Origin of the sequence: Roseovarius sp. MMSF_3298 (assembly GCF_030733705.1) — a bacterium.
Lineage (GTDB): Bacteria > Pseudomonadota > Alphaproteobacteria > Rhodobacterales > Rhodobacteraceae > Roseovarius > Roseovarius confluentis.
In genome coordinates, this window is sequence record NZ_JASHIN010000006.1 from 56,661 (window position 1) to 71,711 (window position 15,051).

Genomic DNA, 15,051 nt, shown 5'->3' on the forward strand with positions numbered 1-15,051 from the left:
CGATGGCCGGGGCCGCGACCGTTCTGAGCGACAGCAGCCTGTTGAGCCGGCTGGACCGCGCGCTGCTGCCCGTGGAGCGGTTCATGGCGCTGCTCAGCGGGATCGCGGCGTTTTCCCTCATGTTCCTTGCGGCCTACTCGGTGTCGGGGCGCAAGTTCTTCGGGGCGCCGTTGGCGGGATACGTGGATTACATCGAGGTGCTGATGCCGCTGATCGCCATCATGGGCGTGTCATACGTGCAGCGCGAGGGTGGGCACATCCGCATGGATATCCTGATCGGCAATCTGCACGGGCGTATCCTGTGGTTGCTGGAGCTGATCACGGTACTTCTGGTGCTGTTGCTGATGGTCGCATTGATGTGGGGGGCTTGGGCGCATTTCGACCGGTCTTTCGACTGTGCGCGCCCCTTGTGTTCACGCGATAGCACGATCGATATCGGCTTGCCGGTCTGGCCGGCCAAGCTGGTGGTGCCGGTGGCGTTCGGTGTGCTGGTGCTGCGGTTGGTGTTGCAAGTGGTGGGCTATGGGCGTGCCTTTTTCCTTGGACTGGAGCGGCCCGTGGCCGTGCCGTTGACGCTGTCGGTGGCCGATCAGGCGCGGCTTGAGGCCGAGCAACTGGAAGGGCGCGACTGATGGAACCGATCACCATCGGCCTTTGGACCACCGGCTTCATGCTGGTGATGGTGGTCATCGGGATGCGCGTGGCCTTTGCCGCGGGGCTTGCGGGGTTTCTGGGGCTGATCGTCATCTTCTGGTCCAAGAAGGATTTCGGCGGCGAGGATTTCTGGTGGGCTTTGACGGTGGCGGTCAAGACCGCGGGGCAGGTGCCGCATTCCAAGGTGTCGGCGAACGCACTTTCCTTGATCCCGACCTTCATCCTGATCGGGTACCTGGCCTATTACGCCGGCCTGACACGCGCCCTGTTCGAGGCCGCCAAGCGGTGGATCGCCTGGGTGCCCGGGGGCCTGGCCGTGTCGACGGTTTTCGCCACAGCCGGGTTTGCGGCTGTGTCGGGCGCATCGGTGGCCACGGCGGCTGTCTTTGCCCGCATAGCTATCCCGGAAATGCTTAAAATTGGGTATAACAAACAGTTCGCTGCTGGTGTGGTGGCCGCCGGGGGCACATTGGCGAGCCTTATTCCGCCCTCGGCGATCCTTGTGATTTACGCGATTATCGTGGAGCAGGACGTGGGCAAGCTGCTGCTCGCCGGGTTCATTCCGGGGGCGTTTTCGGCCATCGTCTATGCCGCGCTGATCATCGGGATCGCGGTCATTTTCAAGTCGGTGGGGCCGCCGGTGGGCGGGTTCACCTGGCGCGAGAAATTCGCCTCTCTACCTGCCGCGCTGCCCATCGTGGCGGTTGTCGTGATCATCATCTTCTTCGTCTACAACCCCTTTGGCGATGCCTGGGGCACGCCGACCGAGGGCGGGGCCGTGGGGGCGTTCATCGTGTTCCTGATGGCGCTCTGGCGCGGCATGCGGTTGGGCGAGTTGAAGTCGGCCCTGATCGAGACCGCGAAGCTGACGGTGATGATCTTCACCATCATCTGGGGCGTGTTGATTTACGTGCGATTCCTAGGGTTTGCGGACCTCCCGGGGGCGTTTGCCGACTGGATCACCTCGCTGACCGTGTCGCCGATGCTGATCCTGATCTGCATCCTGCTGGCCTATGCCGTGCTGGGCATGTTCATGGATGCGATCGGGATGCTGTTGCTGACGCTGCCGGTGGTCTATCCGGCGGTCATGGCGCTGAACGGGGGCGAGTTCGTCAGCGTCGAGGACAGCGCGTTCGGCATGTCGGGAGAGATGTGCGCGATCTGGTTCGGGATCCTGGTGGTCAAGATGGCGGAGTTCTGTCTGATCACGCCCCCTATCGGCCTGAACTGTTTCGTGGTGGCCGGGGTGCGGCCTGACCTGAGCGTGCAGGACGTGTTCAAGGGCGTGATGCCGTTCTTCATCGCGGATGCGGTGACGATCGGGCTGCTGGTGGCGTTTCCGATCATCGTGCTGTGGCTGCCGGGGTTGGCGTAGGCCGGCGAATCACCTGGTTAATCAGGGGCTTGGGCCGAAAAACCGGTGTCGGTATCGCGTCGGTATCCGAGTGGTATGTCGACGGTGCGATTTCTTCCGGCGTCCGGTGTTAACGGATCGGGCGTTGCGCATCGGGTCCGTGTGGCGGTTTTGAGTATTTTTGGAACGATGAAAGCCGGGGTCGGGTCATCTGCGGCAGACGGTCCGCGCGGTGGCGAGGATCGTGTCCGCCGAGGGCATGGTGGCGGCATAGGCCGGTCCGGTGGCGATGAAGCTGTCGGTGGCGGTGAGGCGGCTGTGGGGGATGTCGGTGTGTTCGGTGAAGAGCGCCATCAGCGCCTCGGCCACGCCGCCGGAATGGCGGGTTTCGTCCACGATCAGAATGCGGTTGCAGTCCGCCACGGCGTCCAAGAGGGCGGGGCCGGGCAGGGGTGAGAGCCAGCGCAGGTCGATGACGCGGGATTTGATGCCGTCGGCGTCAAGTTGGGCCTGCGCCTGGCGCGAAAGGTGGTGGCCGTTGCCGAAGGTGACGATGGCCAGATCGGTACCGTCGCCGTGCTGGCCGACCTGGCCCAATGGGATGGTTTCGGACGGGTCGGGATAGGTCGTAAGCCAGGCGTTGTCGCCCGTCTCCGTGAGGTCGCGCATGGGGTAGAGGGCGATCGGTTCCAGGAAGACGACGACGCGCTGTTCCTCGCGCGCGAGGCGGACGCATTCGCGCAGCATGCGGGCGGCGTCGGCGCCGGTGGAGGGGCAGGCGAGGACCAGGCCGGGAATGTCGCGCAGGACGGCGATGGAATTGTCGTTGTGGAAATGCCCGCCGAAGCCCTTTTGATAGCCGAAGCCCGCGATGCGGAGGACCATGGGGTTGGTGTATTGGCCGTTCGAGAAGAAAGGCAGGGTCGCGGCCTCGCCGCGCAGTTGATCCTCGGCGTTGTGGAGATAGGCGAGGAACTGGATTTCGGGGATGGGCAGGAAGCCGTTGTGGGCCATGCCGATGCCGAGGCCGAGGATGGAGGTCTCATCGAGCAGGCTGTCGATCACGCGCGCGGGGCCGAAGCGGTTTTGCAGCTTTTGCGTGACGCCGTAGACGCCGCCCTTGCGGCCCACATCCTCGCCCATGAGGGTGATTTCGGGGTGGGTGAGCATGAGATCGGTGAGCGCCCAGTTGATGTGACGCGAGAGGATCTGCGGCTCTTCCATCGCCTTGAGGTCGGGGCCAAAGGCCTGCGCGCGGACCTCGGCGCTGGGACCGTTGGTGGGGGCGCATTCGCGTTTCGGCGGGATGAGGGAGGCCATGACGTCTTGCGCGGTTTGCAGGCGCGGCCGTGTGGCGGCGCGGTCGCAGGTCTTTTCGACCTCGGCGCAGGTTTCGGTGTAGAGGGTGCGGGCGTCCTGTGGGGTCAGGATGCCGGCGCTTTGCAGCAGGCGGACGGAATGCAGCAGGGGGTCGTTGGCCTCGTCGGCCTCGACCTCGGATTTGGGCAGGTAGGTGGTGGGCACGTCGGCGCCGGCATGGCCGTAGAGGCGCACGGTGCGGACGTGCAGGAAGACCGGCTGGCGGTGGGTGCGGGCGTGGTGGGCGGCGCGCTGGGCGGTGGCGTAGGTGTCGTAGATATCCAGCCCGTCGCAGGCCATGTAGGTCAGGCCCGGACGGTGCGCGAAATTGGCGGCGATCCAGCCCTTGGGGGTCTTGACCGAGATGCCGATGCCGTTGTCCTCGCAGACGAAAAGCATGGGCAGGGGGACGTTCTGATAGGCGGTCCAGGCGGCGGTGTTGAAGGCGGCCTGGGCGCTGGCGTGGTTGGCCGAGGCGTCGCCGAAGCTGGCCATGACGATGCTGTCGCGGGGCAGTTGTTCGTGCTCTGGCGCGTGGCGGCGGGCAAGGCCCAGGGAATAGGCGGTGCCGACCGCCTTGGGCAGGTGGCTGGCGATGGTTGAGGTCTGGGGCGGGATGTTGAGCGCCTTGGACCCCAGCACCTTGTGGCGGCCGCCGCTGATGGGGTCCTCGGAGGAACAGGCGAAGGAGAGGGCCATGTCCATGGCGATGTCCTCGTGGCCTGTTTGCAGGGCGCGGGCGATCTGGAAGGCGGCGTCGCGGTAGTGCAGGAAGGCCATGTCGGTGGGGCGCAGGGCCGCGGCGACGGCGGCGAGCCCCTCGTGCCCCGAGGAGCCGATGGTGTAGTAGCCTTGCCCGGCTTTTTGCATCACGCGCGCCTGGGCGTCGAGCGCGCGGGAGAGGCATTGCGCGCGGAAGATGAGCTTTGCGGTGTCGGGGTCGAGCGGGCCGGAGGGATCGCGGCCCGGGGGCAGATCGTCCGCGGCGGTGCGGGACAGGAAGTTTTCATGCACGATCTGGGCGCGGTCCATGGGCTGGCTCCTTCTTGTGAGAGAAGGCGTAGCCAAGCGGCGCGGGAATGGGAAGGGTCAGGTGCCGGGATCGTGACGGGTGACGCCGCCGATGGCCGTGGTGAGGTCGGTCGCGGCCTGCATCACGGCGGCGCTGAGCCGGTCGATATCGCCGGTGCCGACGCGGCTGGTGGGGCCGGACACGGAAATGCCGGCGACGGGCTCGTTGTTGAAATCGAAGACCGGGGCGGCGATGCAGCGCATGCCGATATTCTTTTCCTCGCCGTCGATGGAATAGCCGCGGGCGCGGGTGCGGGCGAGTTCGGACCGCAATATGTCGGCGTCGGTGATGGAGTGTTCGGTGTAGGCTGTCAGGGTCTGACCTTGCAGCAGCCGGGCAAGGCGGGCGTCGTCCATTTCGGCCATCAGCGCCTTGCCGATGCCCGAGGCATGCATCTGCGAGAGCGTCCCGGGCGGAAAGAAGGCGCGGATGCTGGCATGTGTTTCGACCTGGCTGACGAAGAGGACCTGGCCGGAGGTTTCGACGCCCAGGTTGGCGGTTTCGCCGGTCGCTTCCATCAGGCGGCGCAGGATGGGGCGGGCGCGTTCGACAAGCGTGGTGCGGCGCAGGAAGCGGGCGCCGATGATAAACGCCTGCGGGCCGATATGCCAGGCCTGTTCCTCGGGGTCGAATTCCACGAGGCCGCGCGTTTCCAGAGTGACGAGCACGCGGTAGAGGGTGGCGGGGGACTGATCCATCTCGGTCGCTAGTACGGAGAGCGCCTTGCCCTGGTGCTGGCTGACGTAATCGAGCACCTCCATGGCGCGGTCGAGGGATTTGATGGTGTTCTGATCGGTCTTGTCGTCCCAGCCGCGGGGGCGGCCGCGGGCGCGTCTTGGGGAGGGATTCGGGTCGGCCATTTGGTGCCTCGATATAATTTTGAAATATTACCTCACAATATGAAAAATATAAGCATCTGACAAGTATAAATAAATCAACCCTGATCAAAAATGAAAAACGATTTCAAAAAAATTTTCAAGCGTGGGCAAGCCCTGTACACAGGCGGTGAGTTTTGGAGGAGACGAACATGAGTTTTCAGAATCCCGTTTTCATTCCCGGCCCGACCAACGTGCCGGAGAGCCTGCGCAAAGCCTGCGACATGCCGACGATCGACCACCGATCGGCCATCTTCGGGGATATCCTGCACCCTGCACGCGCGGGCGTGCAGAAGGTGCTGAAGTCGACCTCGGCGGAGGTGTTCATCTTTCCGTCGACCGGCACTGGCGGCTGGGAAACGGCGCTGACCAACACGTTGTCGCCGGGCGACAAGGTGCTGATCGCGCGCAACGGCATGTTCAGCCATCGCTGGATCGACATGTGCGAGCGCCATGGTCTTGACCTGGTGGTTGATGAGACCCCCTGGGGCGAAGGTATTTCCGCCGCGCGCTATGGCGAGATCCTGAGTGCCGACAAGGGGCACGAGATCAAGGCGGTGCTGGCCACGCATAACGAGACGGCGACCGGCGTGAAGTCGGATATCGAGGCGATCCGCAAGGCGATGGACGCCGCCGGCCACCCCGCGATGTTGTTCGTGGACGGCGTCAGCTCCATCGGGTCGATGGACTTCCGTATGGACGAATGGGGCGTGGACGTTGCCGTGACCGGCTCGCAAAAAGGGTTCATGCTGCCTGTTGGCCTGGCCATCGTCGGGTTCAGCGAAAAGGCGATGGACGCGACGAAGTCGGCCAAGCTGCACCGGACGTTCTTTGACGTGCACGACATGCTGAAAGGCTACGCGGCCAGTGCATATCCCTATACGCCGGCGGTGGGCCTGATGAACGGTCTGAAAGTGTCCTGCGACATGCTGCTGGACGAAGGGCTGGACGCGGTTTTCGCCCGTCACACACGCATTGCCGATGGCGTGCGGGCGGCGGCAAAGGCATGGGGAATGCCGCTTTGTGCCAAGTCGCCGGAGGTTTACTCGGATACGGTGAGCGCTATCTGCACGCCTGAAGGCTTCAACGCGACCGAGATCGTGACCCATGCGGCGGATGCCTATGGAATGGCGTTCGGCGTGGGCCTTGGTGAGGTCGCGGGCAAGGTGTTCCGCTTTGGTCACCTTGGAAGCCTGACGGATGCGATGGCCCTGTCCGGCCTTGGCACGGCGGAAATGTGCATGGTGGACCTGGGTCTTGATATCGAACTTGGGTCCGGTGTGGCAGCGGCACAGGATGTGTGGCGCCGGCGCCCGGCCCAGAGCCAGAAGGACGCTGCCTGATGAAGGACGCCACGGAGATGTATATCCCCACATACCAGGACATGCTGGACGCGCATGAGCGGATCAAGCCGCATATCAACCGAACGCCGGTGTTGCAGTCGGCCTATCTGAACGAGTTGACCGGCGCCGAGCTGTTCTTCAAGTGCGAGAACTTTCAGGAGCCGGGGGCGTTCAAGGTTCGTGGCGGATCGAATGCCGTGTTCGGCCTGAGCGACGAACAGGCCGAGAAGGGTGTGGCGACGCACTCGTCCGGCAACCACGCGCTGTGCCTGAGCTATGCGGCGGGGCGGCGCGGGATCCCGTGCAACGTGGTGATGCCGCGCACGGCGCCGCAAGCCAAGAAGGACGCCGTGCGGCGCTATGGCGGGACGATCACGGAATGCGAGCCGTCCACCAGCAGCCGCGAGGCGGTGTTTGCCGAGGTACAGGAAAAGACCGGCGGCGAGTTCGTGCATCCCTATAACGACCCGCGCGTGATCGCCGGGCAGGGGACGTGTTCCAAGGAGTTCATGGAGCAGGTCGATGGTCTTGAGATGATGGTCGCACCCATCGGGGGCGGCGGCATGATTTCGGGCACCTGCCTGACCCTGTCGAACCTGGCCCCCGAGGTGAAGATCATCGCGGCCGAGCCGGAGCAGGCGGATGACGCCTATCGCAGTTTCAAGGCCGGGCACATCATTGCCGACGACGCGCCGGACACGATTGCCGACGGGCTGAAAGTGCCGCTGAAGGACCTGACCTGGCATTTCGTGTCGAACCACGTCAGCGAGATGTACACCGCCAGCGAGGAAGAGATCATCGAGGCGATGAAGATCACGTGGAAGTACCTGCGGATCGTCATGGAGCCCAGCTGTGCCGTGCCTCTGGCGGTGATCCTGAAGAACAAGGATGCCTTCAAGGGCAAGCGCGTGGGTGTGATCGTGACCGGCGGCAATGTCGACCTGGACAAGTTGCCGTGGATGACGTGATTCCTTTGCACCCGGTTGCGGTTTCCGATAGGAAACTTACGTAGTTGATACGAGCCGGCAGGGCGGCGTGGCCCTGCATGACCAAGATATTCATGGATAGGGAGAGATCCGATGAAAGACATGAGCAATCTCGACGATTTCGAAGTGGGCTTCGACATTCCGGCCAAGCCGGGGATGTCCGAGGCCGAGATCCAGACGCCCTGCCTGGTGCTGGACCTCGACGCGCTGGAGCGCAACATCAAGAAGATGGGTGATTATGCCAAGGAACACGGCATGCGTCACCGCACCCACGGCAAGATGCACAAGTCCGTGGACGTGCAGAAGCTGCAGGAACAACTGGGCGGCGCCTGTGGCGTCTGCTGTCAGAAAGTCTCCGAGGCCGAGGTGTTCGCCCGTGGCGGCATCAAGGACATCCTGGTGTCGAACCAGGTGCGCGACCCGGCCAAGATCGAGCGGCTGGCCAAGCTGCCGAAACTGGGCGCGCGGACGATCTGCTGCGTGGACGACCTGGCCAACGTGGCCGACCTGTCGGCGGCGGCGCAGAAGCACGGCACCGAGATCGAGTGCCTTGTCGAGATCGACTGTGGCGCAGGCCGCTGCGGCGTGACGACGACGCCGGAAGTGGTGGAGATTGCCAAGGCGATCGACGCGGCGGACGGGCTGAAATTCTCGGGCATCCAGGCCTATCAGGGCGCGATGCAGCACATGGACAGCTATGACGACCGCAAGGAAAAGATCGACATCGCCGTGGCGATGGTGAAAGACGCGGTCGACACGCTGAAGGCCGAAGGGCTGGAGTGCGACATCGTCGGCGGTGGCGGCACCGGGTCGTACTACTTCGAGTCGAACTCGGGCGTGTATAACGAGCTGCAGTGCGGGTCCTACGCCTTCATGGACGCCGATTATGGCCGCATCCTGGACAAGGACGGCAAGCGGATCGACCAGGGCGAGTGGGACAACGCGTTCTTCATCCTGACCTCGGTCATGTCCCACGCCAAGGCGGACAAGGCGATCGTCGATGCCGGCCTGAAGGCGCAGTCGGTCGACAGTGGTCTGCCGGTGGTGTTCGGCCGCGACGACGTCGAATACATCAAGTGCTCGGACGAGCATGGCGTGGTGAAGGACCCCGGCGGCGTGCTGAAGGTCAACGACAAGCTGAAGCTGGTGCCGGGCCACTGCGACCCCACCGCCAACGTGCATGACTGGTACGTCGGCGTGCGCGGCGGCAAGGTGGAAACCGTCTGGCCGGTGTCGGCCCGCGGCCACGCGTACTAAACCCAATTCTTCCTGTGGACTGTCGGGGTTGGCATTTCGCTGACCCCGCTTTTTTGAAAGGCCCCCAAACATGATCATTGTTCCCGAGCGCGAGATTGCCGACCTGATGACCCGAGAGGCGGCGTTCGATGCCGTCGAAAAGGTTTTTGCCGCGATGGCGGCGGGTGACGCGTATAACTTTCCCGTCGTCCGCGAGGCGATCGGGCACGAGGACGCGCTATACGGCTTCAAGGGCGGGTTCGACAAGGCCGGCCTGACGCTGGGGCTGAAGGCCGGGGGCTACTGGCCCAACAACCTTGAGAAGCGGGACATCATCAACCACCAGTCGACGGTGTTCCTGTTCGATCCCGATACCGGCAAGGCCAAGGCGATGGTGGGCGGCAACCTGTTGACCGCGCTGCGCACCGCCGCCGCATCGTCGGTGTCGATCAAGCATCTGGCGCGCAAGGATGCCAAGGTGATCGGCATGGTCGGCGCGGGCCACCAGGCGACGTTCCAGCTGCGCGCGGCGCTGGAGCAGCGGGACTTCGAGAAGGTGATCGGCTGGAACTACCACCCCGAGATGCTGCCCAATATCGAGAAGGTCGCCAAGGAAGTCGGCGTGGCTTTCGAGGCGGTCGAACTGGAGGGCATGACGGAGGCGGACGTGATCATCTCGATCACCTCGTCCTTTGACGCGACGCTGATGGCCGACCATGTCGGTGCGGGGTGTCACGTGGCCTGCATGGGCACCGACACCAAGGGCAAGCAGGAGGTCGAGGCGGCGCTGTTGCAGAAGGCGACGGTGTTCACCGACGAGGTGGCGCAGTCGATCAGCATCGGTGAAGCGCAGCACGCGGTGGGCGAGGGCCTGATTACAGAGGGCGACGTTCACCAACTGGGCGCGGTCATCAACGGCACCCACAAGGGCCGCAGCAGCGATGACGAGATCACCCTGTTCGACGGTACCGGCGTCGGCCTGCAGGATCTTGCCGTTGCGGCGAGTGTTGTGGATCTGGCGGTCGAGCAGGGCCGCGCGATCGAGGTGGATTTCTGATCATCTGATACGAGGCCGCGACCGTGCACGCCGCATGACGTGCGTGGTGCTCGGGGCCAAGGCCGGGATTCGAGTATTTTCGGCAAGAAAAAGCAGGGGCGCGGGCGCAGGCTCGCGCCCTTTGCGTGTTGTGGTGCACCTTGGCGCCGGAATGCCTGCGGGCATGGCGGAGGCGAGCGTCAGCCCCTGGGGTGGCGATCAGGCGGCAAGTCTGAAGCATTTTATGCCTGCCACATACATCCTCGGAATGATCGGTGCGCCCAGCCTCAGCCAAATCGCCAGCCCAGGGGCTGACGATGGCCGGGCCGCGTCGCGGCTGTTAACCGGCTGCGGGCTATGCTCCGATGTTTTAAAAGGGCTGACTACGAAAATCTCTGCGCTGCCGCAGCGGTCCGCAATCATCTGCGCCGCAACATGCCAAGGGCCGGCGTACAAGCCTGCGCCCTGTCTTCTGGCTCAGGAAGGTATTGTCGGAGACGCCGACGCGGATCACTGGCGCACCGGCGATCGTGGTGCGGAACGCACCAGGCGGATAAATCGTCGATGGCAGGAGGTGTGGGTGCAGTGCCCCGGGCGCGGACCTGCCGCGCCCGGGGACAGGGATCAGTCGGCGGTGTCTGCCACCGTGGTGGCGTTGCGCCTTTCGCGGGCCAGCTTGTACTGCCCGTAGAAGCCGTAGAGCAGCGAGGCGAGGCTGAGCAGCAGCAGCGCCGCGGTGATCGGCCGGGCGGCAAACTCCAGGTAGTTCTGATCGGCGATGATCAGGCCCTGCCGCAGGCTTTTCTCGGCGATGGGGCCAAGCACGAGGCCGATGATGAACGAGGCCACGGGGTATTTCATCACCCTCAGCAGCACGCCCACCACGCCGAAGGCCAGCATCACCCCGATATCGACCATGTTGCCGTTGAGCCCGTAGACCCCGGTCATGCACATCACGATGATGGCGGGGCCGACATAGGCATAGGGCACCGTCAGGATCAGCGCGAAGTAGCGCGCGGCGCGGACGCCGAAGGCCAGCATCAGGATATTGGCGAACATCATCGCGATGAAGACCGAGTAGACCAGCCGAGTGTTCTGTTCCATCAGCAGGGGGCCGGGGATGATGCCATGCACCGTCAGCCCGCCCAGCATGACCGCCGTGGTGGCGCTGCCCGGGATGCCGAGGGCCAGGAGCGGGATCATCGAGCCGCCGACGGCCGAGTTGTTGGCCGACTCGGGCGCCGCGATGCCCTCGGCCACGCCGGTGCCGAATTTCTCGGGGTTGCGCGACCAGCGGACCGCCTCGGAATAGCTGATGAAGGAGGCCGTGGTGGCGCCGACGCCGGGCAGGGCGCCGATGATCGCGCCGATGACCGAAGAGCGCGCCAGCGTGCCGCTGCTGTCCTTCATTTCCTTGCGGGAGGGCAGCTTTGTCGACACGTCGGTGATCGCGGTCGAGGATTTGTTGCCTTCGCCCACGCGGGTCAGGACCTCGGCCATGGCGAACGTGCCGATGATGACGGGCACGAAGCTGATGCCGGTCAGCAGCATGTTGTTGCCGAAGGTATAGCGGCCCATGCCGGTGATCGGATCAAGCCCCACGGTGGCGATGCCCAGGCCGATCAGGCCCGCGGTCAGCCCCTTGAGCACCGAGCCGCCGCCGATGGAGGCGATGGCCGAGATGCCCAGCACGGCGAGGGCGAAATATTCGGGCGGGCCGAATTCCAGTGCCAGTTGCGCCATGGGCGGGGCCAACAGCATCAGCACCGCCGTGCCGAAGATGCCGCCGATGGCCGAGGAGGCCAGCGCGATGCCCAGGGCCTTGCCGGCCTCGCCGCGCTTGGCCATCGGGTAGCCATCGAGCGCGGTGCAGGCGGCCTCGGGCGAGCCGGGCGTGTTGAAGAGGATGGCGGAGATCGACCCGCCGAACGTGGCCCCGACATAGACGCCGCCGAGCAGCAGAAGGCTTTGTTCGCTCTCGAAAGCATAGGTGAAGGGGATCAGCAGGGCGACGCCGACGATGCCGGTCAGGCCCGGGACGGACCCGAAGGCGATGCCCCAGATCACGCTGAAAACGATGAAGAAAAGGTTGGTCGGGCTGCTCACGATATAGGTGAGAGCGTCGAGATATTCGGCCATTGGCGCAGGTTCCCGTGGATCAGTAGAGGAGCAGGCTGAGTTCGTAGAACGGACCGACGCCGCGCGGCAGCGGAAGCGACAGGCCGTAGGCGAAGAGCAGCGTCAGCAAGGCGGTGAAGATCGGCGCGAAGGCGACTTTGACCCAGAAACGTCCGCTGGGGATCATCGCAGAGGCGGCCCAGAGGAACACGATCGTCGACAGCACGAAGCCAACCTTGCCGAAGGCGATGAAGTAAAACAGGACCAGAAGCCCCATTGCGCTCATGCGTCCGATGGTGCCCCAGTCCGCCGGGTTGACCGAGGTCGAGGCCGGGACGCGCCGGGCCGCGAGCATGTCGCGCAGGCTGCCCAGGGCGACGAGGCCCGAGGTGAGGGCCATCAGGCCGAAGGTGATCTTGGGCCAGAAATCTGTGTCGATGCCTTCGTAGCGGGGCGAGACGGGAAAGCCGTCCGCGATCAGCCAGAACCAGACTGACACCGCAAAGAGCCCGAGTGCGAAGGAAAATTCGATGATGTTCTTGGACATGTCCGCTCCTGCCGAGACAATCAAGGAACGGGGGGCGCGGTGAGGCGCCCCCCCTGTCAATGCGATGCGGCGGTATTACTCGATATAGCCGAGTTCGCGCAGGACCGTGGTGTAGGTCTCGATCTCGCCGTCGATGAAGGTCTGGAATTCATCGGGACCCAGCAGTTCGGAGCGGTATTGAAGCGCGTTCTGCTCTTCGAACTTCTTGTAGCTTTCGGTCGCCACGGCTTCCTCGATGTCGGCATAGAGCGTCTCGGCGTTTTCGGCGGAGTCCTCGGCCTGCATCGCGAAGGCGCGCCAGCGGCCAAGGGTCACGTCCCAGCCTTTCTCGGTGGCCGTGGGCACGTCCTCGAGGACCGGCAGACGCTCTTCGGAGAACACGACCAGCGGGCGCATGTCGCCGGAATCGTAAAGGCCGCGTGCGGGGCCGTATTCTTCGAACATGGCGTCGACCTGGCCGCCGAGGGTGTTGGACACCATCTCGGACGAGGAAAACGGCACGGTGCCGAAGTCGGCTTCGGCTTCCAGGCCGAAGAGGCCGACGGTGATTTCGTCGAAGCCGGCCGCGCCGGACAGCGCGATCTTCAGGTCGCCCGGGTTGTCCTTGGCGTGCTGCACGAACTGGTCGATGGTCTCGAACTCGCTGTCCGCGGGCACCCAGATGAGGGCCTGGTCATATTGGACGCGGGCCAGCGGCTTGAAATCGGCCATGTCGATGCGGCCCTGCACGTGCGCGATGATCTGCGCCGGGCTGATCGCCATCAGCGAGTGACCGTCCGCGGGGCGCTGGGTGAAGTTCACGACTGCGGGGATGCCGCCGCCGCCCTGGACCGAGATCGACACCATGCTTTCGCCGGTGATCTCCTCGAACGGTTGCGCCACGGCGCGCACGAAACGGTCGGTGCCGCCGCCGGGGCCGTACTGGTGCACGACCTCGACGCTGCGCGACGGGTAGTCGTCCTGCGCGAGGGCGGGTCCGGCCAGCAGGCTGGAGCCGAGCAGGGCCGCGATGGCGGCGGGTTTCATGGTAGTATGGAACGTCATTTGGTTCTCCTCCCTTGGGTTCCGGTTTGCGCATCGAACGGATCCGATACGCGGATCGACTTGCGGCCTTGACGGCACCGCGAACCGGGGGCCGTCAAGACGAGGCCCGGCGCGCAGTGGCGGCCGGGCCCTGAATTCGTCATGCGGCGGTCAGTGCAGCCACGTCGGTTTCGTCAAGCACCTGCATGGCGGCGTCAACCCCGCCCTTCTGGTGCGGGATGCCGGCCTTCTTGAGGCCCATCTCGACGCCGGACAGCGTGCCCATCAGCATGGCGTCGTTGAAATCGCCCAGGTGCCCGATGCGGAACACGCGGTCGGCGACCTTGGACAGGCCGTTGCCGAGCGAGATATCGAAATGTTCCAGAGTGGTGGCGCGGAAGGCGTCGGCGCTGTGGCCCTCGGGCACGACGACGGCGGTCAGAACACCGCTTTCCTGCCCCTGCTGGCGGCAGAGCACGTCCAGCCCCCAGGCGCGGACGGCGGCACGGGTTGCCTGGCCGTGGCGCTGGTGCCGGGCGAAGACATTGGGCAGCCCCTCGTCATGCAGCATCGCGATGGCCTCGTTCAGGCCGTAAAGCAGGTTGGTGCCGGGCGTGTAGGGGAAATAGCCGGTCTGATTCGGGCCGCGCATATCCTGCCAGTCCCAGTAAGAACGACGCATCCCGCCGGTTTCGGAAATCTTCATCGCCTTGGCGCTGACCGCGTTGAACGACAGGCCGGGTGGCAGCATGAGGCCCTTCTGCGAACCTGAAACGGCGACGTCCACGCCCCACTCGTCGAAGCGGAAATCGACCGAGGCGAGGCCGGAAATCGTGTCGACCATCAAAAGCGCGGGGTGGCCGGCCTCGTCGATGGCGCGGCGTACCTCGGCGATGGGGGAGACCGAGCCGGTCGAAGTCTCGTTATGCACGACGCAGACGGCCTTGATCTCGTGGTTGGTGTCCTCGCGCAGGCGCTGGCCGATGGCCTCGGGGTCGGCGCCACCGCGCCAGTCGCCCTCGATGAACTCGGCCTCGATGCCAAGACGCTTGGCCATCTTGTTCCACAGCGTGGCGAAGTGGCCGGTCTCGTACATGACCACGCGGTCGCCTTCGGACAGGACATTGACGAGCGCGGCTTCCCAGGCGCCGGTGCCGGAGGACGGGAAGATGAACACGTCCTGCTCGGTCTTGAAGATCGTCTTCATGCCTTCGAGCGCCTGCAGGCCGACCGCGGCGAAATCAGGTCCGCGGTGGTCCATCACCTGGGCCGAAATGGCGCGCAGGACGCGGTCGGGCACCGCGCTTGGCCCGGGAATTTGCAGAAAATGGCGGCCAGCTTTGTGCGTCATGGTGTATTGTCCTCCTCCCGGATGCGGCCCTGTGTCACCGAACCCGATTGCATTTTTAATTTTGAATTATGTATCACGAAGCTGTATCACGATGTCA

The 15,051-nt window shown here is 64.6% G+C and carries 12 protein-coding genes; 6 read left to right on the plus strand and 6 right to left on the minus strand.

The genetic code is table 11. The annotated features are described in order from the left end of the window. The first annotated feature begins 2 nt into the window (after positions 1-2). Positions 3-632, plus strand: a complete 630-nt coding sequence (locus RBB18_RS07415) for a TRAP transporter small permease subunit (RefSeq protein ID WP_103762825.1) — start codon at positions 3-5, stop codon at positions 630-632. Beyond that, positions 632-2,029 (plus strand): TRAP transporter large permease, encoded by a 1,398-nt coding sequence (locus tag RBB18_RS07420; RefSeq protein WP_103762826.1) that lies wholly within the window; start codon positions 632-634, stop codon positions 2,027-2,029. Before RBB18_RS07415 ends, RBB18_RS07420 begins: the two co-directional genes overlap by 1 nt. Before the next feature lie 186 nt (positions 2,030-2,215). On the opposite strand, the gene RBB18_RS07425 is transcribed toward RBB18_RS07420, so the two are convergent. After that, entirely contained in the window at positions 2,216-4,399 is a 2,184-nt protein-coding gene (locus RBB18_RS07425; protein WP_306111790.1) for an alpha-ketoacid dehydrogenase subunit alpha/beta, read from the minus strand. 57 nt (positions 4,400-4,456) lie between these two features. Continuing rightward, complete coding sequence (gene bhcR, locus RBB18_RS07430; RefSeq protein WP_306111789.1) at positions 4,457-5,299, minus strand: HTH-type transcriptional regulator BhcR; 843 nt, start codon at positions 5,297-5,299, stop codon at positions 4,457-4,459. Between the two features lie 167 nt (positions 5,300-5,466). Here bhcR and bhcA point away from each other — a divergent pair, with 167 nt between their 5' ends. The 4 genes from bhcA (at position 5,467) to bhcD (ending at position 9,936) form a co-directional block, all read left to right on the plus strand. Then, a complete protein-coding gene (gene bhcA, locus RBB18_RS07435) occupies positions 5,467-6,657 on the plus strand; it encodes an L-aspartate--glyoxylate aminotransferase BhcA (RefSeq protein WP_103762829.1) in 1,191 nt (396 codons plus the stop codon). Next, on the plus strand, positions 6,657-7,625 hold the full coding sequence (gene bhcB / locus RBB18_RS07440) for a beta-hydroxyaspartate dehydratase BhcB (protein WP_103763003.1): 969 nt from the start codon (positions 6,657-6,659) through the stop codon (positions 7,623-7,625). Before bhcA ends, bhcB begins: the two co-directional genes overlap by 1 nt. Before the next feature lie 111 nt (positions 7,626-7,736). Beyond that, entirely contained in the window at positions 7,737-8,900 is a 1,164-nt protein-coding gene (gene bhcC / locus RBB18_RS07445) for a 3-hydroxy-D-aspartate aldolase BhcC (protein ID WP_306111788.1), read from the plus strand. Between the two features lie 70 nt (positions 8,901-8,970). After that, entirely contained in the window at positions 8,971-9,936 is a 966-nt protein-coding gene (gene bhcD, locus RBB18_RS07450; protein ID WP_306111787.1) for an iminosuccinate reductase BhcD, read from the plus strand. 603 nt (positions 9,937-10,539) lie between these two features. Here the strand turns inward: bhcD and RBB18_RS07455 are convergent. From RBB18_RS07455 to RBB18_RS07470, 4 genes are all read right to left on the minus strand, one after another. Beyond that, the gene (locus RBB18_RS07455; protein ID WP_306110767.1) at positions 10,540-12,054 is read right to left on the minus strand and encodes a tripartite tricarboxylate transporter permease; all 1,515 of its coding nucleotides are present in this window, start codon (positions 12,052-12,054) and stop codon (positions 10,540-10,542) included. A 19-nt stretch (positions 12,055-12,073) separates the two neighbouring features. Beyond that, a complete protein-coding gene (locus RBB18_RS07460) occupies positions 12,074-12,580 on the minus strand; it encodes a tripartite tricarboxylate transporter TctB family protein (protein ID WP_103762834.1) in 507 nt (168 codons plus the stop codon). A gap of 75 nt (positions 12,581-12,655) precedes the next feature. After that, complete coding sequence (locus RBB18_RS07465) at positions 12,656-13,624, minus strand: tripartite tricarboxylate transporter substrate binding protein (RefSeq protein WP_245890461.1); 969 nt, start codon at positions 13,622-13,624, stop codon at positions 12,656-12,658. A 139-nt stretch (positions 13,625-13,763) separates the two neighbouring features. After that, a complete protein-coding gene (locus RBB18_RS07470) occupies positions 13,764-14,954 on the minus strand; it encodes an alanine--glyoxylate aminotransferase family protein (RefSeq protein ID WP_103762836.1) in 1,191 nt (396 codons plus the stop codon). Between the last annotated feature and the right edge of the window lie 97 nt (positions 14,955-15,051).

What these genes read in the sequence shown, in the direction of transcription:
- RBB18_RS07415 (WP_103762825.1), top strand. Translation starts at nt 3, where the DNA reads ATGGCCGGGGCCGCGACCGTTCTGAGCGACAGCAGCCTGTTGAGCCGG.
- RBB18_RS07420 (WP_103762826.1), top strand. Translation starts at nt 632, where the DNA reads ATGGAACCGATCACCATCGGCCTTTGGACCACCGGCTTCATGCTGGTG.
- RBB18_RS07425 (WP_306111790.1), bottom strand. Translation starts at nt 4,399, where the DNA reads ATGGACCGCGCCCAGATCGTGCATGAAAACTTCCTGTCCCGCACCGCC.
- bhcR (WP_306111789.1), bottom strand. Translation starts at nt 5,299, where the DNA reads ATGGCCGACCCGAATCCCTCCCCAAGACGCGCCCGCGGCCGCCCCCGC.
- bhcA (WP_103762829.1), top strand. Translation starts at nt 5,467, where the DNA reads ATGAGTTTTCAGAATCCCGTTTTCATTCCCGGCCCGACCAACGTGCCG.
- bhcB (WP_103763003.1), top strand. Translation starts at nt 6,657, where the DNA reads ATGAAGGACGCCACGGAGATGTATATCCCCACATACCAGGACATGCTG.
- bhcC (WP_306111788.1), top strand. Translation starts at nt 7,737, where the DNA reads ATGAAAGACATGAGCAATCTCGACGATTTCGAAGTGGGCTTCGACATT.
- bhcD (WP_306111787.1), top strand. Translation starts at nt 8,971, where the DNA reads ATGATCATTGTTCCCGAGCGCGAGATTGCCGACCTGATGACCCGAGAG.
- RBB18_RS07455 (WP_306110767.1), bottom strand. Translation starts at nt 12,054, where the DNA reads ATGGCCGAATATCTCGACGCTCTCACCTATATCGTGAGCAGCCCGACC.
- RBB18_RS07460 (WP_103762834.1), bottom strand. Translation starts at nt 12,580, where the DNA reads ATGTCCAAGAACATCATCGAATTTTCCTTCGCACTCGGGCTCTTTGCG.
- RBB18_RS07465 (WP_245890461.1), bottom strand. Translation starts at nt 13,624, where the DNA reads ATGACGTTCCATACTACCATGAAACCCGCCGCCATCGCGGCCCTGCTC.
- RBB18_RS07470 (WP_103762836.1), bottom strand. Translation starts at nt 14,954, where the DNA reads ATGACGCACAAAGCTGGCCGCCATTTTCTGCAAATTCCCGGGCCAAGC.